The following is a 25,276-nucleotide window of genomic DNA, read 5'->3' as shown; positions in this document are numbered from 1 at the left end:
TTTTATGCGCTTTATTGATTTAAAAATAAGAACGAAGTTGTATTGGGCTTTCGGTGTGCTTTTTTTTGTTGGTTTGTTGCTCAGCGCAAACAGCTTGTATACGATGTGGAGTTTCGAGAATGATGTAGCCGCATTAACCGAAGAATTGATTCCCGAACTACAATTGGCTACCAACATTAGTACGGAAACACAGCAGGTAGCTTTTTATATGGAGAGCTATTTGTTGACAGGAATGTCAGAGAATTACAGAAAAGCAAAAGCAGAACTCGAGCATCTGAAGCAAACCCTTGTTGGTGGAGAACAACTGTTGAGCCAATCAAAGCACCTTGTACGACTAGAAGAAAAACTCAGTGTCGCTCGCATGTTAATTCCTAAATATGAGCAGACAATGCTGATGGCTTTTAAAAACAACCAGGATATCACCATCTTGATTTCAAGAATGGGAAAGAATCATGATCAAATTAAAAAGCTGGGGAAGGAATATTTGGAATGGCAGAACGAACTGTTAAATGCGGAGATTAGGCGGAGTGCAGTTAGTAGTTCCCGGCAGGAAAAATTGAAAAGAATGAGTGACGGAATGTTGGGTTTAACGCTGGTTCATGAAGATATCTCCAACGCAAGCAATTCGTTGGATGGGGATTCTTTTCAGAAGATGGTGGAAAAGTTCGAGAACTTATTCGTAGAACTTGAAGCCCTGAAAAACATGACACAACAAGCAAAGGAGAAACAATTAATAGCTGAAATTGAGAAAGAGTTGATTGCCTACCATACTTCTTTAAATTCATTGCAAGAGAAAATTGATCTTCTCCAAAAATATTCAAATGAACATCAGCAGCTTTCAAAACAATTGGTTGATAATTCAGAACGTTTGACCGAAACTGGTGTCGAAGATTCAACACGAACTTCTGAGAATTTGTCGGAAATTATAGATAAGTCGATGACATTCAATGTTATAATGTTGCTTGTTGCAATTGTTGTTGCAATTCTATTGGCGATTGTTATGGCTCGGTTGATTTCAAAACCAATTTATAGAGGAATTGAGTTTGCGAAACAAATGGCAAGTGGTGATTTTACTAATGATCTGGACGTGAATCAGTCTGATGAAATTGGAGAATTGCTGGAAAATCTGAAGACAATGGGATCGCAAATCAGGGATATTATTACAGGTGTTACCATGGCTGCTGACAATATGGCGTCAGCGAGTATGGAGTTGAGCTCTACCTCGCAGCATGTGTCACAAGGATCATCCGAACAAGCTTCTTCGGCTGAAGAAATTTCTTCTTCGGTACAGGAAATGGCAGCTAATATTCAGCAAAATACCCAAAATGCGAAAGACACTGCGACTATCTCATCTACAGTCGAATCGCATATTGTGGATAGCAAAGAAAAGGTAGATAAAACGGTGTTGGCAATCCAGGAGATTGCAGATAAAATATCTATCATTGGAGATATTGCTTTCCAAACAAATATCTTGGCCTTAAATGCATCTGTTGAAGCTGCGAGGGCAGGAGAGCACGGGCGTGGCTTTGGAGTTGTTGCTGCTGAAGTTGGGAAATTAGCCGAGCGCAGTAAAATAGCTGCACAGGAAATTAATGTTCTTACAAAATCAGGGGTTTTTTATGCAGGTGAAGTTGGACAACTCATGGCCCATATTGTTCCTGAAGTTAATAAAACATCAAAACTGATTCAGGAAATTGCGGTTGCAAGTGTTCAGCAAAGTGGAGGTGCAGATCAAATTAATTCGGCTGTTCAACAGTTGAATCAGGTAACTCAACAAAATGCAGCAGCGTCGGAGCAATTAGCAACCAATGCGGTGGAAATGTCGAGTCAGGCTGAAAATCTGCAGGAAATAGTATCTTTTTTCAAAGTTGTAATTGACGAGAATGGCGGAAGAAAGAATAAAGGGCGGACAAATACTCCGGAATTGAAAGCTGCAGACGAAAAGCATAAAAAAGATAACAAAGGGTTTCTCTTGGATTTAGGTGATGAAGAAGATGATGAGTTTGAAAGATTTTAGAGCGAATGAGTGTTAAATTTGCCGAAATATCAGAACAAGATTTCTCTATCCTAAGTAAAATGCTTACTGAAAAGTATGGCATCAAACTTCCGATGGAAAAGCGGATTATGTTTCAGGCTCGACTTCAAGTCAGACTCAGAGGATTGGGATATGCCAGTTTCTCCGATTATCGCGATTTTGTTCTTAATCCGGAACACACCAAACAGGAATTGAGGGAGATGATTGATCTGGTATCGACCAATAAAACAGAGTTTTTTAGAGAAAATGAGCATTTTGAATTGCTCAAGAAAGATATTTTGCCTCAATTGATGTCGATGATCAATTTGGAAGAGCCATTTCTAAATTGTTGGAGTGCTGGATGCTCCAAGGGGCATGAGGCTTTTACGCTGGCTATGATTTTTGATGACTTTGAAAGAAATTATTTACCGGGACTCGATTTTCATATTCTTGGCACCGATGTTTCACGACAAATAATACAATATGCTCAAAAAGGCATCTATCCTTTCTGCGAGTCAGAACAGATTCCAGAGGAATTTCGAAAAAGATATCTCCTGAAAAGTAAGAATCAAACGATCCCAAAGATTAAAATAGCAAATACTCTTCGTTCGCGAGTTGACTTCTGTTATGGTAACTTGATGGATGAAGAATATGGATTGAAGTCCCGGTTCCAAATTATCTTTTTACGAAATACATTGATTTATTTTGAAACCAAGACGCAGACAGCGATTTTACGAAAGGTGATCAAACAGTTACAACCCGGAGGATTCTTATTTATTGGTCATTCGGAGTCGCTGATTAACCGCGGCTTACCAATTGAATCGGTAGCTCCAAGTGTGTATCAAAAGACGATATTATGACAGAACAAGCAAATGAAAAATTACAGGAACAATGTCGGGCTCTGCTGAATAGGGTCGATGAACTTTCGACTAAGCTGTATCGTGTCAATAAAAAACTACACGATGCAGAAGCGCTAAAAGGGCATTTTATAAGCAATGTCGCTAATGAAATTGTCAATCCGTTTTCGAGTATTACAGCATTGGCCGAAAATATTCAGCATTTGAAAGAAAACCAGATGAATGATGCAAAGAATATGGCATCAATGATATACTCCGAAGCTTTTCATCTCGATTTCCAATTAAAAAATATTTTTGCAGCAGCTGAAGTTGAAGCTGGTTTAGATAATTTAAAACCGGTTTCGGTAAACATGGAGAGCTTATTTCATAAAGCGATCCAGTTTTTTCAGAAGCAATCTGATCAGAAGCACATTAAAATAGAACTAAGAATACAAGATCGGAATAATGGATTAACATCGTTTGTTACAGATGAGGCGAAGTTAGAGTTGATTGTAAAAAACCTTCTGCATAATGCAATCAAATATAGTTTTGACAGCGGAGTCATTTTAATAGATGTAAAGAAGGTGAAAGATGAAATCCTTTTTAAGATTTGCGATTCAGGAAAGGGGATCAATGGAGAAGAAAAGCAATTTATTTTCGATCGTTTCAAAAAGCTGGATGAATGCATAAATTCTATTAATACAGGGCATGGCTTAGGACTTTCAATTGTAAGTGCGTATCTAAACTTGTTAGAAGGAAAAATAGAATTGTCTGACAACGGACATCAAGGCACTTGCATTGAAATATCAGTCAAGGAACTAGATAAGGATGATGATTGGGAAGAGTTAGACCAATTTCTGATTGATCCCGAAGAAAGCTTTTGATGTTGGTAGATCTTAAAACATATTACTTGCATCAATCAAGGATGATTGTGTCGGAAGAACCTCTGACGGTGAATACCGTTTTGGGATCGTGCGTTTCGGTCTGCATGTTTGACACAGAGTTTAAAATTGGTGGAATAAATCATTTTATGCTACCGCTTTGGAATGGAGAAGGATTAGAGAGCCCGCGGTTTGGCAATGTTGCGATACCTAAATTAATAGATGAGTTATTGAGATTAGGTGCAACAAAGGAGAATTTAATTGCGAAGGTATTTGGAGGAGCTATGGTGTTGGTTGAAGGGGATTCGCATTTTCGAACGGGCGAACGAAATTTGTCGGTTGCCTTTCGGTTGCTAAATGAATATAATATACCAATGGTAGCATCGAGTACCGGAGGAAATAGAGGAAGAAAAATACTTTTTGACACGTCGACAGGAAAGGTGCAACAGAAGTACCTTAATAAGCGATAGAACGATAATGACTGAAACAACGATAAAAATCTTGATAATTGAGGATTCTGTCATGGTGCAGAAAGTACTTCAAGACATTTTGACGAGGAATAAGCTTTTTGAGATTATTGGGATAGCCTCTGATCCGTATATTGCCGCAAAAATAATTGCAAAGGAAGTTCCTGATGTGATCACTCTGGACATTGAAATGCCTCGGATGAATGGTCTCACATTCCTTAAAAAGTTAATGCGACAACACCCGATACCAGTGGTTGTTATTTCATCGCTTGCTGAGAATCGATCTGATGTAGCTATCAAGGCGCTGGAGCTTGGTGCATCCGAAGTAATCAATAAGCCCCGGTTGACCTGTAAAAAGGAAGTTGAAGAATATCAGATCAGGATTGGTGATGCAGTAATTGCAGCAGCAAAGCAAAAGAGCGGATATATGTCGGTTTCTCCCAGCGGAAATCTGAATGAAGGCGTGTCGACTAGTGAGAGAGCTGTTTCGACGAAAAGTCAGCGACATAAAATTATTGCTATTGGTGCCTCTACAGGGGGTGTTGAGTTAATTTCAGATATTATTAAACATCTTCGAAGTGATTTACCACCGATTGTTATTGTTCAGCACATGCCTGGTGAGTTTACGAGAGCCTTTGCAAAGCGGTTAAATCAGGACTCTGACCTAACGGTGAAGGAGGCAGAACAAAGTGAGAGTTTGAAAGTTGGTCATGTATACATTGCAAATGGAGACTTTCATTTAGTTGTTAAAGAGCGGGCTAATGATTATGTTTGTGAGCTTGTTAATGGAGAGCTAGTTAACCGACACAGACCATCTGTCGATGTACTGTTCGAATCACTAACTCGCATAAGAGGTAGATTCATGGGGGTGCTCTTAACCGGAATGGGAAAGGATGGAGCAAGGGGTTTACTTGAGCTTAAAGAGAAAGGAGCTGTCTGCATTGCTCAAAACGAACAATCATCTGTCGTTTTTGGGATGCCCAAAGAAGCAATACAACTTGGCGCAGCTGAATTTGTGGGGGACCCGTTACAGATAATAAACTGGATTAATAATTTTGTCTAACTAGATATGGGATCAACTAAAAACGTACCCAGAATTTTGATTGTTGAGGATATGCCAATTAATATTGACTTGATGAAGTCAATACTGGCTAAACGCGACTATCAGATTGTTGCTGCCAAGAATGGAAAGTCGGCTATTTCAAAAGCTAAAGCTAATCGATTCGATCTTATTCTTTTAGATATAATACTTCCGGATATTGATGGCTTCGAAGTTTGTCGTGAGATAAAAAACGACAGCGTGAATATCGGTACTCCAATCATCTTTTTAACAGGGCAACGCGATAATGACAGCTTAGTCACAGGTTTTGAATTGGGAGCTGTTGATTATATCTTGAAGCCTTTCAGCGAACAAGAGCTTTTAGCCAGAGTAAACCTTCATCTGACCTTGTCGCAAACTCAAAGGGAGTTAAAAGAAGCAAAAGAAGACGCCGAACAGGCTGCAAAAGAAAAGGCGATGTTTTTAGCTAATATGTCCCACGAAATTAGAACTCCGTTAAATGGAATTGTGGGGATGATCGATATTTTGAAAGGTACCGAGCTTGATGAACAACAAAAAGAATACGTTGAAATTGTCGATATTTCGAGCGAGACGTTATTGATGATCATCAACGATATCCTCGATTTCTCGAAAATAGAGGCTGGCCAAATTACCTTTGAAAGAATTACTTTTAAACTTGAGCGAGAAATCAATGAGGTTAAAAAGCTCTTAAATTATAAGGCTGAACAGAAAGGTCTTGAGCTAATCGTTGAAATAGACGACAGTGTCCCTAAAATGATCCTCGGAGATCCACTTCGGTTAAAGCAAATTTTAATTAATCTAACCAATAATGCCATTAAGTTTACTGAAGCAGGCTTTGTGAAAATAAAAGTAAAGCTAGATAGAAATTTAGGTGATAAAAACAGGTTGCGTTTTGAAGTTATAGATTCAGGGATTGGTATTTCTGAGGAGAATCAGACAAAGCTATTCAAATCATTTTCTCAGGCTGATACCAGTACAACCCGCAAGTTTGGTGGTACCGGTCTGGGCTTGGCAATTTCAAAACGATTATCAGGTCTTATGGGAGGCGAAATTGGGGTAACCAGCGATGAAGGAAATGGTTCAACTTTTTGGTTTACGGCAGTTCTTGATATTCCAAAGGAAATTTCCAGTAAAGACGATTTAGACCAGATTGAAGTTTCTCGTGAAAAGAGTGATAAAATTGTCTTGAATATTTTATTGGCTGAGGATAATGCTATAAACCAGAAAGTGGCGATGCTAAATATTAAGCAACTCGGACACCATGTTGAATTGGCGCATAATGGGGTTGTGGCAGTAGAAATGTTTGCAAAGAAACAATTCGATTTTATCCTGATGGATATTCAAATGCCCGGCATGGATGGCATGGAAGCAACAAAGGCGATTCGAAAAATAGAGCAAGAGAGAAATGAGCAACATCCGATTCCGATTATAGCGCTAACCGCCAATATGTATAAAGACGATATTAAACGTTTTTTGGACTCAGGAATGAATGCTCACCTGGGCAAGCCATTTAAACCTGACGACCTGCAAGATGTTATTCAGAAGAATGTGGTATAATTCATTGTTTTTGTTTTATCTTCAAGGTAAAAAAGGAGACTATGGCTGTTGAATCACCCGATCTTTCATCGAAAACAGTACTCGTTGTTGAAGATAACAATACAAGTACAATTTATTTTAAAGCTGCACTGCAGAAGCTGAGTATCAAATCTATTTCGGCTACTACCGGTGTTGAAGCTGTCGCTATTTTTCGTGATAATAAACATATTGATCTCGTATTGATGGATTTAAATATGCCGGAAATGGATGGCTTTGAGGCAACCAAAATTATGAAATCTATCCGTCCGGAGGTGCCGATTATTGCTCAAAGTGCATTTGTGTTGTCCGGTGAAGAAGAACGTAGTCTGAAAGCTGGGTGTAATGAGTTTTTATCGAAACCAATCCGCCTCAATCTTTTAACTGAAATGCTTTATCGTTATTTAAAATAGACGAATATAAGCTCCAAATTTGCTGTTTTTTGAAGGCGCCGTTAAAGCAACAAAGCCTTTTCTTAAAAGTCGATCCTCTGTTTCAGGAGGATTTTTTTTTGTTTCGAGATTTGTAAAGTCCAAAAAGTTTTGTTGGGGATTATAATAGATCTCAAATTGACCGCAACTTTCAGGATGAATCCTTTGTTCTATCCGTTTGCTTAAGATCCCCATATTGCATCTTGGATTTATTTCCAGACAGGGGTGAATTTTCACCTGCTTTTCATCCGAAAAAATCAAAGCATCTATTCCCAAAAAACCTCTGTAGTGCGTTGAGAATAGACTATCGCGAAGTCCGTTGAGTAATTGCTTTGTCAATTCGGTTAAGAGTCCGGCACTAACGTATTCGCTAAGTTGATCCGGCGAAGGGTTTAAATAATGACCAAGATATTGGCCATTTTTGTTGGTTTTAAACTGACTTATCCCATGAAAAATGACTTTGGTCTCACTTTTGATCTCAAATTGAAATGATAAGTCAGCCAGCTTATCAAAAAGAGGCTCTCCAACCAGGTATTTTTGCTGTTTTAAGTTTGTGTTGATCCACTGGATATTAGAAGTATTAAGGTGATTTTTTCGGATTACTTGTAATCCTCTGCCACTCGAGCTTAGTGGCGATTTTAATACGATTTGTTGCTTCTGTAGCAGGAAGCTTTCGACTTCTTCTACCGAACGGAGTATTTGTGGCTGTTGATGCCCGTCCGGGAAGAGAGAATTTGGATATTTTTCGGTTAATTGAGTTAGAAATCGGATCGCGTGTTTACGTTCGAAAAGGTCACTGTTTACCGTTTTTTGTGTGTATACTTTTTGCTCCTTTATTTGGTTGTATGCAGATAAATAATTGACTTCTGCCGGACTCCAGCCCCAGGGAGCGAGTTCAACAGTTTCATTGTGCAATAGCTCTAAAGATTTCTTTTTAGAGGCCAGTTTTACTTCTGCAAGTCCCAATAGATCGAATGTCTTTCTGAAGTTCTCGTCAACCCCGATTTCTTTAAGAACATGGTCGCCGCTATTCGCAAAAAAGACCATCAGAGTGGCCAGTTCTTCCTCAAAATTAGCCAATAATTCAGGTGCATTGTAATAAGGCGATTGGTTTGCGATGGCAATTTCACAAGTTGGATTGAAATGGAATATCTTTCGGTTTTTTGTCACATCGTTCAATTAGAAACCCTCAAAAATAGTTATTTTAAGGCTTTTCAGGAGTGATGATCAAATCTAAATACAATACTTTAGCTTTTTTTTGATCATTCTATCATTCTTATTTCAAATTTATATTGTACATAAAAGACATAATTTGTACTTTCACAGCACGACTTGCTGTTTTTTTAATTCCATTTATAAAATGATTCGTGAAAATGGACGTTAATAAAGCAGATTTATGAAATTACTAACTTCAATATTGGCATTTTTTTTGGCTTTTTCCCTTTCTGCCCAAGAATTATCGACAAAGGATAAAGGAGCCCAAAAGCATTTTCAAAAAGCTATTCTTTTTTATCAGGCGAAAGAAAATCTGGATGCAATTAGTCAGTTGGAGCAGGCTTTGGATGAAGATCCAGCGTTTGTTGAGGCGGCGTTGCTTTTGGCTGACGTTTACAACGAAATAAGAGAAGATAGTCTGCAAGTGGTTTATCTTGAAAGGGCTTTGAAAATAGATTCAAACCATGCCGACAAAATAAATTACGTGTTAGGGAATACTTACTATCGAATGGGAAAGTACCAATTAGCGTTAGATGCCTATCACCGTTTTTTAGAAGAAGCAACGACAGATCACCCGTTCTATACTAAAGCAAGGGAAAAGGTGAAGCTTTGCCGATATGCAGTTACCTTATTAAGTAATGCAACTGTTGTCGATGCCATTAACATGGGACCAGAAATTAACTCCGCTTATGACGAATATTGGCCGAGTCTGACTGTAGATGGTAAAACGATTATTTATACACGCTTAGTTCCTCCCGGGAAGGGTAGTCTTGCAAGTCAGCGATTTCAGGAGGACTTTTATGTTGCCAGTCAGCAAAATGGAGTGTGGCAGAAGTCTCGACCGATGACATCCATAAATACGGTTTATAACGAAGGGGCTCAAAGTATCTCGGCCGACGGTAAATTATTGTTTTTTACGGCTTGTACACAAAATGACGGGTATGGAAGTTGCGATATTTATTACTCGAGAAACAAAGGAGCTATTTGGTCAAAACCTCAAAATGCCGGTTTCCCGGTAAATACGGCTTCTTGGGAATCTCAGCCGTCGATCTCGGCAAATGGAGAGTATCTTTATTTTGCCAGTAATCGGAAGGGGGGCAAAGGTGGAATGGATATCTGGCGTTGTCGGCTCAATGGTTTTTACAGTTCGGGAGATCCCCGTTGGAGTGAACCAGAAAATTTGGGCGATTCAATAAATACCTCGGGTAACGAGACATCACCTTTCATTCATGCTGATGGGCGGACGCTATACTTTTCGTCTGACATGCATCCTGGGCTTGGTGGCTCTGATGTTTTTTATTCCCGTTTGATGGGAGATTCAATCTGGAACACTCCCGAGAATATGGGCTATCCGATTAACACCCATAAAGACGAGCAGGGGCTAATTGTAAATGCAGCTGGTGAAACGGCCTATTTTTCATCCGATCGGCCCGGATCGGAAGGCTTAGACCTATATCAATTTGAGCTGGCAGAGAATGTGCGCCCTACACCCGTTTCCTATGTGCAGGGGAAAGTCTATGACAAGGAGAGTGAACGTCCGCTATGTGCGCAGATTGAGCTAATTAATCTGGATAATAATCAAGTTGTTGCAAAAACTGAATCTTGTTGGGAACGGGGTGAATTCTTAATGTGCCTGCCGCTGGGGGAAGAATATGCCTTCAACGTTTCAAGAACCGGGTATCTTTTTCACTCCGAAAATTTTGCTCTTAAACAAGTTCGAAAAGCGGACAATCCAATTAAACTAAGTATTCCGCTTAGTGCTATTAAGATTGGAAATACTACTGTTCTCCGAAATATTTTTTTCGAAACGGGTAAATACAATTTACTTCCACATTCTAAAACTGAACTGGAGAAGTTAATCGTCTTTTTGAAAAATAACCCACAGGTTAAAATTGAAATTGGGGGACATACTGACCATGTAGGAGGAGAAGAAATGAACCAGGTGCTTTCGGAAAAACGAGCAAAAGCAGTTTTTGATTATCTTGTTAAAAATGACGTTAGTCAGGATCGATTGACTTATGAAGGATACGGATTTTCAATGGCTATTGAGAGTAACGAAACCAAAGAGGGGAGAGCAAAAAATCGCCGAACTGAATTTAAAATTATTTCAACCCAATAAAAAATGAGCTGCATGTTTCTTCTGTTGCAGCTCATCACTATTCTCAATTTCTTTTCTGTCAGATGGTTTTCAAAATTGCTTTGATTACATTATTTGCACCTGTTGCAATTTGCTCAATAGTCGCATCCAACATGTAACATGGCGTTGTGAAAACCTTGTACTTTTCGTCGTATACCACCTCGCCGTGAGTTGTGTCTGTATGCTTGCCTCCCATTTTTTCAATGGCTCCAGCCGTTCCCGAATCATTGCCGATAGTCACTTCCACATCTTTCAATATCTTTGTTATTACAGCAGGAGCAATACAAATAGCACCAATTGGCTTGCCGGCATCAACAGTATCAAGCACTGCTTTTTCAACATCTGAATTAACGGAACAGTCAGGGCCGTCAAACGCAAAGGAACATAGGTTTTTAGCTGCTCCAAATCCTCCGGGAATTACCAAGGCATCAAAATTTTCAGCTTTGTAGGTGTTTAAATCTGCAATATTTCCACGAGCTATTCTAGCTGATTCCACCAAAACATTTCGTTTTTCAGGCATTTCTTCTCCGGTGAGATGGTTGATTACATGAGCTTGTTCAATATTGGGAGCGAAGATTTCGTAGCTAGCTCCTTGTTGCGCAATAGCAAGCATGGTTAATGTTGTCTCATGAATTTCTGATCCGTCGTATACGCCATTCCCGGAAAGGACAAGGGCTATTTTTTTCTTTTTTGTCATCGCATTGAATTTTTGGTTCGCTTAAAATTAATGAATTTTCAAGAACCATAAAATTCCCAATACGGCGATTATCGAATATCTTCCAGATCGTAAGGCGTCAACTGATAAACGTAATAGTTGAGCCAGTTGGAAAACAGCAAGTTGGCTGCAGATCGCCATTTCATAATCGGCTTTTGTGACGGATCATCATCTGGGAAATAATTTTTAGGAACTTCAATTGGAAGTTTTTTCTTCAAATCGCGGTGATATTCATTACTCAAGGTTTCTCTGGAGTATTCAGAATGCCCTGTTATGAACAATTGGCGTCCGTTTTTGGCTATTACCATATTCACACCGGATTCTTCTGACGTGGAGATGACTTCCAGCTCAGGAACTTTGTCAATATCCTCTTTTCTAATTTCGGTATGCCGCGAGTGTGGTACAAAATACTCATCATCAAAGCCCCTGAAAATCGGAATCTTATTATCAGAAGGTCGATGTTTAAACACCCCAAATGTTTTCTTTTCCAAGTCATATTTTGGAATGCCGTAGAAATGATACAAACTGGCTTGCGATCCCCAACAAATGAATAGAGAAGAGGTTACGTTGTGGACTGACCAATCCATAATTTCTTTCATCTCATTCCAGTAGGTCACTTCCTCAAAAGGAAGCTGCTCAACCGGTGCTCCGGTAATAATCATGCCGTCATATTTATTCTTTTTGATTTTATCAAAAGTAGTATAAAAAGCCCGCATGTGTTCTGCTGAAGTATTTTTATGCCGATGACCTTTGATTTTCAAAAAATCAATTTCAACCTGCAACGGAGTATTCGACAATAAACGCAATAAATCGGTTTCCGTTGAGATTTTTAATGGCATCAGGTTTAAGATGACAATTCTCAATGGGCGAATATCCTGATGAGATGCTTTGGTTTTGTCAATGACAAAGATGTTTTCCTTTTGAAGCAACTCAATTGCTGGTAATTGATCTGGAATATTTAATGGCATTTCTCTTTGTTTTAAAAAGTCTTCCGGATGTCAGTTCAGAGCATCCGGAAGCTATTTGTTAACCTATTTGGTTTAAAGCCTGCTCAAAGTCGGCTTTAATGTCGTCAATATGTTCTAGTCCAACTGAAACACGAAGCTGTGCCGGATAAACTCCTGCTGCTAATTGTGCTTCTGCTGATAACTGCTGATGCGTTGTTGCTGCAGGTTGAATAATTAAAGTCTTTGCATCACCCACATTGGCTAGGTGGCTCACCAACTTTAAGCTTTCGACTACCTTTTTGGCATCTTCTTCTTTTCCTTTTACAAGGAATGAAAGCATACTACCAGCGCCCTTCGGCAGGTATTTCTGTGCCAGTTCATACGAAGGACTACTTTTCAGCCCGGGGTAGTTTACACTCTCAACTTTTGGATGGTTTTCGAGCCATTCAGCCAGCGCTTTTGCATTCTCAACATGCCTGTCAAGACGCAAAGATAAAGTTTCCAATCCTTGTAGCAATAGGAAAGAGTTAAAAGGACTAATTGCCGGTCCAAAATCACGCAATCCTTCAACGCGAGCTTTTATGATGAACGCAATATTACCAAATGGTCCATCGAAATTGAAGACGTCCCAGTATTTTAGCCCATGGTAGCCCGGCGAAGGCTCGGTGAACCCCGGAAATTTTCCGTTACCCCAGTTGTAGTTTCCGGCATCAACAATCACACCGCCAATACTTGTTCCATGTCCGCCAATCCATTTGGTTGCCGATTCTACTACGATGTTGGCACCATGCTCGATGGGGCGGAACAGATAGCCGGCTCCTGCAAATGTATTATCCACAATCAAAGGGATGTCATATTTTTTAGCAATTTCGGCTATCGCATCGAAGTCAGGGATTACAAAGGCCGGGTTGCCGATCGTTTCCAGGTAGATTGCTTTGGTTTTGTCATCGATCAACTTTTCAAATGAAGCTGGTTCCAAATCTTTCGTCAGGCGAGCGTCAATTCCGTGACGTTTAAATGAAACGGTAAATTGATTGTATGAGCCTCCATATAAGTAAGGAGAACTTACAAAGTTGTCGCCCATTTCAAGCAGTGTGTTGAATACCAAAAACTGTGCAGCATGACCGGAAGCTACTGCTAATGCTGCCGCACCGCCTTCAAGGGCTGCAACGCGTTGTTCAAACACATCGGACGTCGGATTCATGATGCGTGTGTAGATATTTCCAAACTCTTTTAGTGCAAAAAGATTAGCTGCATGGTCAGAATCATTAAACACGTACGATGTGGTTTGGTGAATTGGAACTGCACGCGATCCTGTTGTTGGATCTGGCTCTTGTCCTGCATGAAGCTGCAGCGTTTCGAATTTTAATTTTTCGGTAGTCATTGTACTAATTTTTGTGGTTAATTATTAAAAAATATTTTGTGAATCTCTTGTATCGCTTTTATTTTATCCTGTTCATCAACAACCAGGTAGCTGACAAGGTCAGATGCGCCCGAACCGCTTATCAGCACATTGATTTTGTGTTTCGCGACAGCTGAAAACAATTGAGCAGAAATACCATGGTTTGTTTGCATGCCATGACCAACAATGGCGATCAGGGAAATGTTCGAAACCACTTCTGCTTGACTTACTGATGGTAGCTCCAATTGCTGACTTATCGCTTCGGCTTTAACAGCCTCAGATTTGTTGATAATGATATTAATGCTGGTTTGAGCTGTGATAACCGATCGGATGTTGATCTGATGTTTGGCAAAAGCCGAGGTTACAATGGATAGAATACCAGGCTTAAAACCAACTCCCGGCCCATTCAGCTTAAAAATGGCGATATCGTCACTGTGAGCGACACTTTTTATTGTTTTGTTTTTGTTGATATTGGAGGAATTGATTGTCGTTTTCAGTTGTTTTTTTCCTTGGTACAACTCATAGATTTTGATTGGGATGTGTTGCTCGGTTAGCGGTTCTACAATTCGTGGATGAATCGAAGAATGCTGAAAATAGGCTAACTCTGAAGCTTCAGCATAAGTCAGATTTTCAATGTATTTAGCATCTCGGATTATGGTATCATCAGCGGTTTTAAATGATTTACTGATTTCCCACAATTCCAATTGCTCAACTTGTAAAATTGAAGCTATTGCGGCGGCGCTATAATCGGCTGCCCGCTCTCCCAGTCGAGCTATTTTGCCCGCCTTGGTTATGCCAAAGGATCCCGGAACAAAGGAAAGTTTGCCCCAGTTATGACTTTTAATTTTTTTACTTGATGCTTCTTTATGTATGGATGCATTACCGTATTCATTGCTTGCAATTAGTCCGAGTTGGTGAGGTAATATGAAATCGGATGTTTGACTATGGTGAATTAAAATATCTTGAAGGAGAGCAGCTGTTAGTATTTCAGCATAACTCAGCACGTGGTCTTTAAGTGATAGCGAATAATCTCCAGTATATTCAATCCCCTGTAAAAGCGGCTGAAGCTCGCTTAGAGAATCCTCAAATGAATTAAGCTTAGTGAATCGATAAAGTTGAACAATTTGCTTAGCTTCCTGGTGCAAGTCTGCAATTACTTCAGCATGTTTTTTTGATGAAACACTTAGTAAGTCGAGAGCTGAAATTAATACGTGTTGAATTCTTTCCGAAGCCGATATAACAACGATATGCTTGTATTCAGCTTTTGTTACAATCGATAAAAACGATTGAATAATTTCAGGCTTACTGATATTGTTTCCTCCAAGCCTTACGACATGTATAGACATAAATCTTCAATTAAATTAAACGAAAATAAACGAAAAGGTGTAATGTGATGGGTGAAATTGTGGGGTGCCTTCAATCCGTACTAATGACAATACTGAATGAAGGCTATCGCATGCACATAACTGCGCATGACATGGACATAGACATTTCAGCAGCACCGATGAAAAGAGCTGTAGAATTTTGCTGATATGTTACTTGGTTATCCATTTTTGTCTTCAATAGAGATGCAAACCTATATATTTTTATTTAAAAACAAAAGTTATTTAGAAAAAGTTTAAATGGCTATTGGGGAAGTCATAAATACAAAAGGGTAGCTGGAATCAGGTATTCTTCTTAATACGGAGGGTGTTGCTCTTGTTTAAAAAGCATTTCAATTTGATCGTCATCTACCGGTAAGATTAGTTTTATAAATTGAGCACTTGGTACTGACTTAAAAAAGACTTTTCCTTGCATCGAATAATTACTCTCAAGTGTCGTTTTTCGAACCGTGCTGCTTGCCCAATCTTCGCGTAGCATATTTAAATTTTGAGTTTCAATTTCATTTTCGACACCCTCAATCTGGGTGGTTTCAAAAAGATGAGTTCGCCAGTGATCATTTCGAGGATTATCATCACTTATTACTGCAATTTCTGTTGCAATATCGATACCTGCAGCAATTAAACTCAATCCCAGTTGGTTTTTCGAACGAGCCTCGTTAACCGATAAGCTTTTGTCTATTCCCATGATTTCTTCTTCCGGATCAATGGCACGCATTGGTTCAACTAGTTGTTTATTCATGAGTGTATCGTAGGCCATGTACGAGAAGTCAACAGGATCAATCAATATTGGCATATTGGATCGGTTGATGACGTGAAAGTCGAACCAGTATTCATCATTTACAGTACGGTCAAAACCAACTTCGTAGATAATCCCGTAGAGTGAATCAACAGCAAATGATTGTCCAAAAAGCCATTTGATATCTTCATGTTGAGGCTCGAGTTTGATAATGTTTTTTGGAGCACTGCACGAGCTCATGATCAAAACCATCAACCAGAGAATGGAATAGTTACGATTGCTTTTCATCGTGTTTTGTTTTTTTGCACTAAGCATCAAATACGGTGCCAAATTCAATAAACAAAATGACCTGGCTGATGCCTGTTAAGTCGACCAGAATAGATCAACGCTTTTTGAGATCGACTTAACTGCCGTAATACCGATAAATTATAGCGTTGGATACCTATTGTGAAAGAATCTAATTTTGTTTAATTTTAATTAGAAGAGTAAGATGTCTTAAAATATTATTAATCGATGTGTTTTTGGACTCTCACCTGCTAACTTAAGATTAAAATGTATGGAAATAACTGAAATAGCGGCACTGGTTGCTCCAGTATTGGGCTCCATTCCTATTGTTACGAAGTGGATCAACGACCGGTCGAATGAAGCAGCTAATCGCAGAAGCTTACAAAAAGCCAAAGCTCAAATCGAGTTTTGGCAAATGTGGTTAAAAGCACAGCGTGAAGTTTCAACAGATGAGCGTTTTAACAGGTTGAAAGACGATGTTGCCAGGCATTTTGATGAGCTTGTTGTAGAGAAGGAAGAATTTGGAACCAAAAAATCAGCAGCCGATGGAGATGAAATGCACCATTCCTTTTTGCAACGAATGCTGTTAGCCTATTTCCCTCATACTGGTTTGGGCTGGATTCTGCATACACTCTTTTATATTAGCTTGTCTTTTGTTGGGATGATGCTTTTGGGTTCAGCAATTCCCGAAAATAAACCCAATGATCCAATGAGTTGGGATGTTTTTGTCACTCAACTTGACTTTGTAATCCCTTTACTTCTCGTTTTTGCAGTATTCGCTTTCATTTTAGTACGCTTGGCAAACCGGGCAGAAAAACGATATCAAAAGAAGATTGCAGCAGCGAATAGCGAAAAACAACAAGAACCATCCTAAAGGTTTTTGAAAATTAAATGTCCTGCCGCTTTCGAGTCTTTAATGATCAAGCTTTCGGAGAAGCAAGTCGTGTAGGATATAAAAAAGCCCTTCGTTGCTAAAGCTCTTGAGGGCGAAACTGGAGTTGTCGGGAATCGAAAATATAGGTATTTGGCACTAAATAAGCTGTTTGTGGAGAGGTGGATTTGAGTGTTAACCGAATCGTTCACCAGCGTTGTTTTTACATTTATTTTGGTATTAATTATTGCTTTTTGAATATTTCACTATACCTCATTTCAATCTGATTAACTTCGGTTTCGGATAAAACTTCATATTCTTTTTCTTCCGCACGTTTAGATAGCACTCCGTTGTTCTGTTCTAAGAACCAAACCAATAAAGCAACCATTTTATCCGGCGTTTCAAATTCATCATCTACAAAAAAAAACATATTCTCCTGCTGTATTGACAGGTCGGTTCAATATCAACCAGAGTTCTTAATTGTTCCGTTGAGTAATGCTGAGTAATTTTTCGAAATACCAGGAGGTTGATACCTTCATATTTCAGTGCAAAAATCAAATGTTTGTACAATGCTTCAATTCCTGTTATTTCAAAACTATCCTCAGGTAGATATGATTTGGGAAGGATTTTCCAATCATCGGTTTCATAGTTTTTATCCTAGTTACATATCAACGTAATTTGATAGGGAATTGGAATTGGTAGTCTTAATTTATCGATGATTGCAGCGTAGCCAACTATATATCCTTTTTCAGGACACTGTTTTCCATGATAAATGGGTGTTTTTGAGTAAAATGAGCGCTATTATTCATTACTTGAAAAATATAAGTGCAACGTAAGGATGAAATGAGTGTTATACAAGAAAAATGAGTATATTATCATCTTCTGTAGAGAAGTGAGTTTTGACAAAAATGATGGTGAAAAGATTTGATTTTGCTCTATGGGTGTGCAGAATAAGACAATGTTATATTTACTTATGCCCTTAAAGTCAGTTTTTTATAGAGATGTTTTTTAATGGACGGAACCGCATAAGTTCAAATCCGATTGGAGAATATTAAAATTTATCCTTCCTTTACTACTCAAATAGCGCAAAAAGTGGACAACCGCCTGGATAAAAATATTGAAGGTTCTCAGTGGCAGGAGGTCTGGGACAAATTTAAAAAAGGTGATCGTAAAGCTTTTGATACGATTTATTATGAGCATGTTGACTTTTTGTTTAGCTACGGACGAAAATTAACAACAAATTCTGATTTGGTGGAAGATGCTATCCAGGACTTGTTTCTTTATATATTGTCTAAACGGGAGCAAATAATCACACCAAATTTTATCCGATATTATTTATTGAGGGCATATAAACGAATCCTGTTAGAGAAGGTGAAAAGGGAAAAATCTGATAACTCAGATTTAGAAAGCGGGAAATTTGGTTTCAATTTCTATCTTGAAGTTGATGCCCTTCATGAAAAAAAAATAGAAGAAAAAAAGATTGAATTGATCGAGAGCCTCATTAATCAATTGGACTCACAAAAAAAAGAAGTAATTTTTTTAAAGTTCTACAGCGGTTTGAGATATGCAGAAATCGCTGATATTGTTGGGATCAAACCAAGCTCGGTAAAAAAACTTGTTTACAGGACTATTTCCTCGTTTCGAGAGATTGTAAAAGATAAAGCGATTGAACTTTTTGTCCTCTTTTCGAAAATAGCGAAAAACTAAATATCCTTCATTCGCAGCGCTTTTTTAGCCATCAACGGATCATCCCCAAAAAAAAGCGATTTTTCTTGTCCACCTTTTTCAAAATTCCTTACTATATCAGTAAACAATGAAAATTAAAATGAAGGGAATCGAAAAATATATTGACAATCCGTTGTTCATCAAGTGGGTTTATGAACCTTCTGATGATATCAGTGAATATTGGGATTTCTATTTTGGTAAAAATCCAGATGAAAAAATCATTATCACCGCGTTAAGGGACGAACTTCGATTATTTCAAATCACCAATCATAAAATCAGTGCTGAGCAAAAGAAACTATTGGCAGATAAAATTGCTAAGCGCATAAAAAAGGACAGGAAAAAGTATAACCTTCGGTTTTTGGGCAGTCCTGCACTAAAGTATGCAGCAATATTTCTTTTAGCGATTTGTATTTCGGGCCTCTTCTTTTATCAAAAGTTTAACCCAGCAAAGGATTTGGAATCCGGAGCGAATTTCACCACGGCTATTGCTGAAAATGGTCAAATTTCTAAACTCATCTTGCCAGACAGCACCGTAATCTGGTTAAACTCGGGGACAGAAGTAAAATACCCAACTGATTTTGCAGTCAAAAAAAGGGAAATTTACCTTGAGGGGCAGGCCTTTTTTCAGGTTACAAAAAACAAAAAAATGCCATTAAGCGTTTTTTGTGGTGGACTGGAGGTCAAAGTTTTAGGAACCCAGTTTGATGTCAATGCCTATCCCGGACAGAAAAATATTGAGGTCGTGCTTGAATCGGGGAAAGTTAAATTGCTAAAACCAGAAGAAACAGGGTTTGATTACGATCTGTTTCCAGGACAAAAGGCACATTACGCCATTTCATCTGGAACTGTTTCAATGAGGCAAGTGGAACTTGATCGGTTTTTAAAATGGAAAGAGGGTTTTTTGATTTTTAGGGACGAGCCGATGTTAGATGTTATACCGATACTTCAAAGAAAGTATGACATCCAGATTGAAGTCGAAAACTCGGCGATTTTCAATTCATTGTTCACGGCCACTATTAAAGATGAGCCCTTTGAGGATATTCTCAAATCGATTGCTTTCACATGCTCTGTCAATTACAAAATAATTAAAGGAGATGATGAAAATAAAACGAAAGTATTATTAACCCCAAAATAGTGACATGGGGAATTAATGGAGAATTATAAGAAAAAAGGAGATGCTGGTAACATCCCCTTTAATCTCTGCCCGAATCATTAGCATGAAGGGCAAAATAATTTGATGTCTAATTTCAAATCAAAACAAATTTATGAAAAAAAAACAATTTTTAATGGCCCCGGATTTTTATAAAATCTGGAGATCTAAACTATGTAAAACAATGAGGACAATTCTTGTTTTGTTTCTAGCTACAATCTCGCAGGTACTTGCTATCAGTTCATACTCGCAGAGCACTCGTTTAAGCCTGAATATGGCAGATGCAAAGATAAAAGATGTTTTACAGGAAATAGAAACTAAATCCCAGTTCTTTTTCATGTACGATGCCACGAAAGTGGATGTGTCGCAGGAAGTAAATATCAATTGCGAAGACCAGTCGGTTCCGGAGATACTCAATAAAGTCTTTATCAATACAGGGATCACTTACGATATTAATAACCGGCAGATCGCATTGAATTCATCGAAGTTCAGTTCCGTTTCTGTTGATATAACCGTTAATGGGAAAGTGACCGATTCTGGCGGAACCCCTCTTCCCGGTGTTACAGTAGTAATAAAAGGCACTACTTACGGGACAATTACCGATGGCGACGGTAATTATTCGCTTTCAAATGTCCCGGGAGATGGTGTGTTGGTTTTCTCATTTGTGGGTATGAGAACGCAAGAGATTTCTGTGATGGGGAAAACTTCCATCAATGTGGTGATGGCTGAAGATGCCATTGGCATTGAAGAAGTTGTAGCCGTAGGGTATGGGACTCAGAAAAAAGTAAACTTAACAGGGGCTGTCAGCTCAGTTGATATGACAACTGTACTGGGGAGCAGGCCTGTGACTGACGCCTCAAAGGCGCTTCAGGGAGCTATCCCGGGCTTGCAAATAACCTATGGGTCAGGGCAGCCTGGTAGTGAAACAGATATTAATATTCGGGGGTTTACTTCTATTAATGGAGGAGAGCCATTGATACTGGTAGATAATGTGCCGATGCAATTGGAAGATATCAACCCAAGAGATATTGAAAATGTTTCTGTATTAAAGGACGCTGCTTCTACTGCCATTTATGGAGCACGGGCTGCATTCGGGGTGGTATTGATTACGACGAAAAAAGGGAACCGAAATCAACAGCCTCAATTCAACTATTCAACCAATTTTGGATGGAGTTCTCCCTCTACTTATGCGGAAAAAGCTTCTCCAAGGGAATTGATGCAAGCATTGAAAGATTGGAACCAAAGTAATTTTTGGACCGGTCAAAATGTTGATACCTGGCTTGAATACATTGAAGAATACGAGAGTAACCCTTCTGCTTACCCTGATGGCATAATTAAAGATGAAAATGGGTTAAGGTATGTTGTTCGGGGGACCAATGCCGTTGCCGATCTACTAAATAATTCGGGTTTTCAGCAGCAACACAATTTTTCGGTTAGTGGTGGATCTGAGAAAAGCACTTACAGAATGTCGTTAGGCTATAATGATGAGGATGGTATTATGGCAGGAGATAAGGATACCTATCGGAGATATAATGCAAGTATGAATCTTACAACAGACCTTACTTCCAGACTCACGACTTCGGTTAACATGATTTACAAAAATGGTTTAAGAAGTGATCCTGCCGGAGGTGATTGGGAACAGATATATAAAGATGCGATTAATATGTCGTCTACGATTCCATTGGGTTATGGAACCTTAGAAAATGGAGAAACAGTTCCATATAGAACTCCCGCGAATTGGGTGAAATTGGCACCAGCAAGAACTGAACTTAGTGAAGTGATACGTTTGTTTGGGAAAGCAACCTATCAAGTGTCAGATGATATCAGTATAGTCGGTGAATACACTTTCCAGAGGAAAAATGGAAGGAAGAGCACACCCAATTATGTTCCGGGATGGATTCATCCGGCAACGTTTAATTATGAGCCCTATAATCCAACTAGATCGTCCTATGCAGAATCTAGGTCAGAAAGTAACTATCGGGCGCTTAATGTATATGGAAATTATTCAAAAAAGATAGGAGAACATGAACTTGGTGTTTTGATTGGAATAAACCAAGAGGAAAACGACAATAGTGGGATCTCAGCATCAAGGCAGGAACTGCTTACTCCCGATGTGCAAGGCCTGTCATCTGGAATAGGAATACTCGATGCAAACGATTTTTATTCAGACTATGGTGTATTGGGGTTCTTCGGTCGATTGAATTATGCCTATAAAGACAAGTATCTATTAGAATTCAATGGAAGATATGATGGTTCTTCAAGGTTCCCAGAAGGAAACCGCTTTGGGTTCTTCCCATCTTTAAGTGGAGCTTGGAAAGTCTCAAATGAGCCATTCATGACAAGCCTTGACCGGGTTGTTTCTAGATTGAAATTAAGAGGCTCAATCGGAGAAATTGGAAACCAGGATATTGATAATTATGCCTACTTGCCCACAATGAATTCTTATTCTGTTGCTTGGATAAATAGTAATACCGGAATTGAAGCTACCAGTTTAAAATCGCCAAAATTGGTTAGCGGAGATTTTACCTGGGAGACGGTAAGAACGTTGAATATTGGGATTGACCTTGGATTGTTTAATAATCGCTTATCAACGAGTTTTGACTGGTATAATCGTCAAACATTAGACATGCTTGCTCAGGGTGCAGAACTGCCTGCTGTACTTGGGGGAGATGCCCCGTTACAGAATGTTGCCGATCTGTCGACTAAGGGCTGGGAATTGGATATTATATGGAAAGATCAGATAAATGATTTCCATTACAGCGTGGGATTCAACTTATATGATTCTCAAACCGAGATTACAAAGTACGATAACGACGCGGGGCTGTTTAATACGTATTACGAAGGGAAAACACTTGGAGAAATCTGGGGGTATACGACCATGGGATTCTTTACGGTTGATGATTTTGTTCCCGGAACGCTGAATGATGACCTCACAGGAGGAACACTTTTGGATAATATTGCCCCATATCGAAGCACAAATCCAAACCCCGGAGACATACGGTATGTGGATATTAATGATGATGGTGTTATTTATCAAGGAAATAAAACACTTGATGATCCAGGAGACATGAGTGTAATTGGGAATGATACCCGGAGGATGCAGTTTGGATTCAATTTTTCAGCAGAATATAAAAATTTTGATTTTAGTATGTTCTTGCAAGGAATTGGCAAACGTGATTTATGGTATGGGGGATCTCCTGAAGTATTTCCTTTTACTCATCGTTGGACAACAGTTTACAAGCATCAGTTAGATTATTGGACCCCTGAAAATACAGATGCGTTTTACCCACGAAACTACACTTATGGACGAGGTAATTACAGGTATAGCCGTTTAGTACAAACTCGATATTTATACAATGGAGCCTATCTCAGGGTTAAGAATATAACTTTAGGTTATAGCCTTCCTAAAGGCCTTCTCAATAGATTTGGGATTTCTAATTTCAGGGTGTTTTTTACAGGGGAGAATCTATTCAACTTTGACCATTTACCTGATGGACTTGATCCGGAGCTTGATAAGGTAACAGGATCTGAAGGGAATTATCCATATATGAAGAATTATAGTGCAGGAGTAAACATTACTTTTTAAAAATATGAAATATGAAAAATATAAATAAATTAATCCGATATATATTTTTGATTGCTGTTGTCAGTCAATCGGCGTGTTTAGACGATACGCTCGATAAAAGCCCAAAATTATCTTTTTCGGAGTCAAACGCATTTCAGAGTTTTCAAAGTACTCAAGCTTATGCCATGGGATTTTATGGCGTATTTGAAGGTTATGAGCCGTGGAGGGATCTGTTGAACAGTGAGTTTAATGCCGATTTTATTATGGATAATGAAAATATCTTTGGATCGGACTGGGTATGGAATAGGATAAACGTTCCTACTTCATCGGATGCTTGGGATTTTTCAACTATAAGAAGAATCAATCTGATGCTGGCAAACATAGATAATTCAGAAATGACTGAATTAGAAATAGACCATTGGAGAAGTGTTGGTCGTTTTTTCAGGGCATATGATTATTTTACCAAGATTTCCAAGTATGGAGATGTTCCATGGATAGACAAAGTTGTTTCGGATACGGATGAAGAAATATTGTATGCCTCACGTACCCCAAGAGATGAAGTCGCCTCGAATATTCTGGCCGATTTAATATATGCTGAAGAAAACATACTGGAGCCAGGTACAAATAATGTTCTTGAAAATACAATTGGAGTAGATGCTGTCAGAGCGCTAATATCAAGGTTTGGTTTGTTTGAAGGAACATGGCGAAAGTACCATGGACTAGGCGACTCTGATAAGTACTTAACTGCCTGTGTCCAAGCTTCAGAGAAGTTAATTGAGGATCATCCCACCTTGCATTCAAATTATGATGAGGTTTTTAATAGTGAAGATTTAAGTGGAGTTTCTGGAATCTTATTTTATAAACAATATGAATTAGGAATTATTGATCATGGGCTTCCTTTTTACAACCGGAATAATAGTTGGGATTTGAGCAAAAAGGCAGTTGATATGTATTTGTTAAAAGATGGGCAGACCAGATGGACGAGCCCCTTATTTGACGGAGACCATAATGCATTTGATGAATTTAGAAATAGGGATAGGCGCCTTTATTATACAGTGCTGCCTCCTTATAATGTTGATAAAGTGGTAGGAGATGTTGCTGATTTCGAATATACCGGAATCGCAGCAGATCGGGAATATATTGATTTGATGATGACTATATCTGATGATAAGCATAAATACCTGCCAGCAAGACAAACAGGTGGTTTAAATGTTTTGCATACATCTCCGCATTTTAAAGATTATAATATTGGAGAAGCATTCTTTGCTACAAGAACCGGTTATCAGGTATTTAAATATTACAATAGAATTACCGATATACAACATGAGGGAATAAATGACGCGCCTATATTTCGAATGGGTGAAGTTTTAGTTAACTATGCTGAAGCGAAATGGGAGCTTGGGCAATTTGATCAGACAGTTGCAGACCTTTCAATTAATAAATTGAGAGAAAGGGGAGATGTAAGCCCAATGGTCGTTGCTAATATTGGAGCCGACTTTGATCCTACCCGCGATCAGGATATTAATCCAGTTCTTTGGGAGATTAGGCGAGAACGAGCTATTGAATTAATGGCTGAGCCTTTTCGATTCGATGACTTGAGACGTTGGAAGAAGATGGATTATGCTGCTGAAAAGAAACTTGGAAGATGGATAGTCGGTTCTGATTATGACAACCAAATTCCAATTGACAATGGTGCAAGCGAGGGATATATTTATTATTCAAATAATGAGATTTTCAAAGAGGGGCCATCTTTTCCGGATTACTATTATTTGTACCCTATTCCTTCAAATCAAATCGTACTTAATCCAAATATCGAACAAAATCCAGGTTGGGAATAAGTTTTAGTTGAAACATCCCTCTTCCG

General features: G+C 38.8%; 20 protein-coding genes. 13 read left to right on the top strand and 7 right to left on the bottom strand.

Going from position 1 to position 25,276, the window contains the following annotated elements; genetic code table 11:
• The first annotated feature begins 4 nt into the window (after window positions 1–4).
• From GR929_RS13230 to GR929_RS13200, 7 genes are read left to right on the top strand one after another with little or no spacing between them, the layout of a single operon-like run.
• The gene (locus tag GR929_RS13230; protein ID WP_159520549.1) at window positions 5–2,017 is read left to right on the top strand and encodes a methyl-accepting chemotaxis protein; all 2,013 of its coding nucleotides are present in this window, start codon (window positions 5–7) and stop codon (window positions 2,015–2,017) included.
• Between the two features lie 5 nt (window positions 2,018–2,022).
• Window positions 2,023–2,874, top strand: coding sequence for a CheR family methyltransferase (locus GR929_RS13225; protein WP_159520547.1), 852 nt, complete (start codon window positions 2,023–2,025; stop codon window positions 2,872–2,874).
• Window positions 2,871–3,734 carry a sensor histidine kinase gene (locus GR929_RS13220; protein ID WP_159520545.1) on the top strand — a complete coding sequence of 288 codons (864 nt, stop codon included), beginning with the start codon at window positions 2,871–2,873 and terminating at the stop codon, window positions 3,732–3,734. Before GR929_RS13225 ends, GR929_RS13220 begins: the two co-directional genes overlap by 4 nt.
• Window positions 3,734–4,201 carry a chemotaxis protein CheD gene (locus tag GR929_RS13215; protein WP_235934325.1) on the top strand — a complete coding sequence of 156 codons (468 nt, stop codon included), beginning with the start codon at window positions 3,734–3,736 and terminating at the stop codon, window positions 4,199–4,201. The genes GR929_RS13220 and GR929_RS13215 overlap by 1 nt, the downstream gene beginning before the upstream one ends.
• A 7-nt stretch (window positions 4,202–4,208) precedes the next feature.
• Entirely contained in the window at window positions 4,209–5,261 is a 1,053-nt protein-coding gene (locus GR929_RS13210) for a protein-glutamate methylesterase/protein-glutamine glutaminase (protein ID WP_159520544.1), read from the top strand.
• A gap of 6 nt (window positions 5,262–5,267) precedes the next feature.
• A complete protein-coding gene (locus GR929_RS13205) occupies window positions 5,268–6,836 on the top strand; it encodes a response regulator (protein ID WP_262886051.1) in 1,569 nt (522 codons plus the stop codon).
• 41 nt (window positions 6,837–6,877) lie between these two features.
• Window positions 6,878–7,264 carry a response regulator gene (locus tag GR929_RS13200; RefSeq protein WP_159520540.1) on the top strand — a complete coding sequence of 129 codons (387 nt, stop codon included), beginning with the start codon at window positions 6,878–6,880 and terminating at the stop codon, window positions 7,262–7,264.
• On the opposite strand, the gene GR929_RS13195 is transcribed toward GR929_RS13200, so the two are convergent.
• Window positions 7,256–8,452, bottom strand: coding sequence for a hypothetical protein (locus tag GR929_RS13195; RefSeq protein ID WP_159520538.1), 1,197 nt, complete (start codon window positions 8,450–8,452; stop codon window positions 7,256–7,258). The two genes, GR929_RS13200 and GR929_RS13195, sit on opposite strands and share 9 nt — an antisense overlap.
• 226 nt (window positions 8,453–8,678) lie before the next feature.
• On the opposite strand from GR929_RS13195, the gene GR929_RS13190 reads away from it, so the two are divergent.
• Entirely contained in the window at window positions 8,679–10,616 is a 1,938-nt protein-coding gene (locus GR929_RS13190) for an OmpA family protein (protein WP_159520536.1), read from the top strand.
• A 58-nt stretch (window positions 10,617–10,674) separates the two neighbouring features.
• On the opposite strand, the gene elbB is transcribed toward GR929_RS13190, so the two are convergent.
• From elbB to GR929_RS13165, 5 genes are all read right to left on the bottom strand, one after another.
• Window positions 10,675–11,331: an isoprenoid biosynthesis glyoxalase ElbB gene (elbB, locus tag GR929_RS13185; RefSeq protein ID WP_159520534.1), complete on the bottom strand. Its 657-nt coding sequence runs from the start codon at window positions 11,329–11,331 to the stop codon at window positions 10,675–10,677.
• A 68-nt stretch (window positions 11,332–11,399) separates the two neighbouring features.
• Window positions 11,400–12,317, bottom strand: coding sequence for a homoserine O-acetyltransferase MetA (gene metA / locus GR929_RS13180; protein WP_159520532.1), 918 nt, complete (start codon window positions 12,315–12,317; stop codon window positions 11,400–11,402).
• Between the two features lie 58 nt (window positions 12,318–12,375).
• On the bottom strand, window positions 12,376–13,680 hold the full coding sequence (locus GR929_RS13175) for an O-acetylhomoserine aminocarboxypropyltransferase/cysteine synthase family protein (RefSeq protein ID WP_159520531.1): 1,305 nt from the start codon (window positions 13,678–13,680) through the stop codon (window positions 12,376–12,378).
• A gap of 17 nt (window positions 13,681–13,697) precedes the next feature.
• Complete coding sequence (locus GR929_RS13170; RefSeq protein WP_159520530.1) at window positions 13,698–15,044, bottom strand: amino acid kinase family protein; 1,347 nt, start codon at window positions 15,042–15,044, stop codon at window positions 13,698–13,700.
• 331 nt (window positions 15,045–15,375) lie between these two features.
• Complete coding sequence (locus GR929_RS13165; protein WP_159520529.1) at window positions 15,376–16,104, bottom strand: hypothetical protein; 729 nt, start codon at window positions 16,102–16,104, stop codon at window positions 15,376–15,378.
• Between the two features lie 268 nt (window positions 16,105–16,372).
• On the opposite strand from GR929_RS13165, the gene GR929_RS13160 reads away from it, so the two are divergent.
• Window positions 16,373–16,975 carry a hypothetical protein gene (locus GR929_RS13160; RefSeq protein WP_159520528.1) on the top strand — a complete coding sequence of 201 codons (603 nt, stop codon included), beginning with the start codon at window positions 16,373–16,375 and terminating at the stop codon, window positions 16,973–16,975.
• A 241-nt stretch (window positions 16,976–17,216) separates the two neighbouring features.
• Here GR929_RS13160 and GR929_RS13155 read toward each other — a convergent pair whose 3' ends face one another.
• A complete protein-coding gene (locus tag GR929_RS13155; RefSeq protein ID WP_159520527.1) occupies window positions 17,217–17,402 on the bottom strand; it encodes a hypothetical protein in 186 nt (61 codons plus the stop codon).
• A 611-nt stretch (window positions 17,403–18,013) separates the two neighbouring features.
• On the opposite strand from GR929_RS13155, the gene GR929_RS13150 reads away from it, so the two are divergent.
• The 4 genes from GR929_RS13150 (at window position 18,014) to GR929_RS13135 (ending at window position 25,250) form a co-directional block, all read left to right on the top strand.
• Window positions 18,014–18,679 (top strand): RNA polymerase sigma factor, encoded by a 666-nt coding sequence (locus GR929_RS13150; protein ID WP_159520526.1) that lies wholly within the window; start codon window positions 18,014–18,016, stop codon window positions 18,677–18,679.
• A gap of 106 nt (window positions 18,680–18,785) precedes the next feature.
• Window positions 18,786–19,832: a FecR family protein gene (locus GR929_RS13145; RefSeq protein WP_159520525.1), complete on the top strand. Its 1,047-nt coding sequence runs from the start codon at window positions 18,786–18,788 to the stop codon at window positions 19,830–19,832.
• 199 nt (window positions 19,833–20,031) lie between these two features.
• On the top strand, window positions 20,032–23,433 hold the full coding sequence (locus GR929_RS13140; RefSeq protein ID WP_159520524.1) for a TonB-dependent receptor: 3,402 nt from the start codon (window positions 20,032–20,034) through the stop codon (window positions 23,431–23,433).
• A gap of 11 nt (window positions 23,434–23,444) precedes the next feature.
• The gene (locus tag GR929_RS13135) at window positions 23,445–25,250 is read left to right on the top strand and encodes a RagB/SusD family nutrient uptake outer membrane protein (RefSeq protein WP_159520523.1); all 1,806 of its coding nucleotides are present in this window, start codon (window positions 23,445–23,447) and stop codon (window positions 25,248–25,250) included.
• The last annotated feature ends 26 nt before the right edge of the window (window positions 25,251–25,276 follow it).

The organism is Sunxiuqinia indica, assembly GCF_009847015.1.
Taxonomy (GTDB): domain Bacteria; phylum Bacteroidota; class Bacteroidia; order Bacteroidales; family Prolixibacteraceae; genus Sunxiuqinia; species Sunxiuqinia indica.
The sequence above is the reverse complement of the archived record's forward strand: the minus strand, read 5'-3'. Positions and strand labels throughout refer to the sequence as shown.

Excerpts from the sequence above, each read along its gene's own strand:
- elbB (WP_159520534.1), bottom strand. The coding sequence starts at position 11,331 with ATGACAAAAAAGAAAAAAATAGCCCTTGTCCTTTCCGGGAATGGCGTA.
- GR929_RS13210 (WP_159520544.1), top strand. The coding sequence starts at position 4,209 with ATGACTGAAACAACGATAAAAATCTTGATAATTGAGGATTCTGTCATG.
- GR929_RS13175 (WP_159520531.1), bottom strand. The coding sequence starts at position 13,680 with ATGACTACCGAAAAATTAAAATTCGAAACGCTGCAGCTTCATGCAGGA.
- GR929_RS13190 (WP_159520536.1), top strand. The coding sequence starts at position 8,679 with ATGAAATTACTAACTTCAATATTGGCATTTTTTTTGGCTTTTTCCCTT.
- GR929_RS13160 (WP_159520528.1), top strand. The coding sequence starts at position 16,373 with ATGGAAATAACTGAAATAGCGGCACTGGTTGCTCCAGTATTGGGCTCC.
- GR929_RS13165 (WP_159520529.1), bottom strand. The coding sequence starts at position 16,104 with ATGAAAAGCAATCGTAACTATTCCATTCTCTGGTTGATGGTTTTGATC.
- GR929_RS13145 (WP_159520525.1), top strand. The coding sequence starts at position 18,786 with ATGAAAATTAAAATGAAGGGAATCGAAAAATATATTGACAATCCGTTG.
- GR929_RS13135 (WP_159520523.1), top strand. The coding sequence starts at position 23,445 with ATGAAAAATATAAATAAATTAATCCGATATATATTTTTGATTGCTGTT.
- GR929_RS13225 (WP_159520547.1), top strand. The coding sequence starts at position 2,023 with ATGAGTGTTAAATTTGCCGAAATATCAGAACAAGATTTCTCTATCCTA.
- GR929_RS13220 (WP_159520545.1), top strand. The coding sequence starts at position 2,871 with ATGACAGAACAAGCAAATGAAAAATTACAGGAACAATGTCGGGCTCTG.
- GR929_RS13215 (WP_235934325.1), top strand. The coding sequence starts at position 3,734 with ATGTTGGTAGATCTTAAAACATATTACTTGCATCAATCAAGGATGATT.
- GR929_RS13200 (WP_159520540.1), top strand. The coding sequence starts at position 6,878 with ATGGCTGTTGAATCACCCGATCTTTCATCGAAAACAGTACTCGTTGTT.
- GR929_RS13205 (WP_262886051.1), top strand. The coding sequence starts at position 5,268 with ATGGGATCAACTAAAAACGTACCCAGAATTTTGATTGTTGAGGATATG.
- GR929_RS13230 (WP_159520549.1), top strand. The coding sequence starts at position 5 with ATGCGCTTTATTGATTTAAAAATAAGAACGAAGTTGTATTGGGCTTTC.
- GR929_RS13140 (WP_159520524.1), top strand. The coding sequence starts at position 20,032 with ATGAGGACAATTCTTGTTTTGTTTCTAGCTACAATCTCGCAGGTACTT.
- metA (WP_159520532.1), bottom strand. The coding sequence starts at position 12,317 with ATGCCATTAAATATTCCAGATCAATTACCAGCAATTGAGTTGCTTCAA.
- GR929_RS13155 (WP_159520527.1), bottom strand. The coding sequence starts at position 17,402 with ATGTTTTTTTTTGTAGATGATGAATTTGAAACGCCGGATAAAATGGTT.
- GR929_RS13170 (WP_159520530.1), bottom strand. The coding sequence starts at position 15,044 with ATGTCTATACATGTCGTAAGGCTTGGAGGAAACAATATCAGTAAGCCT.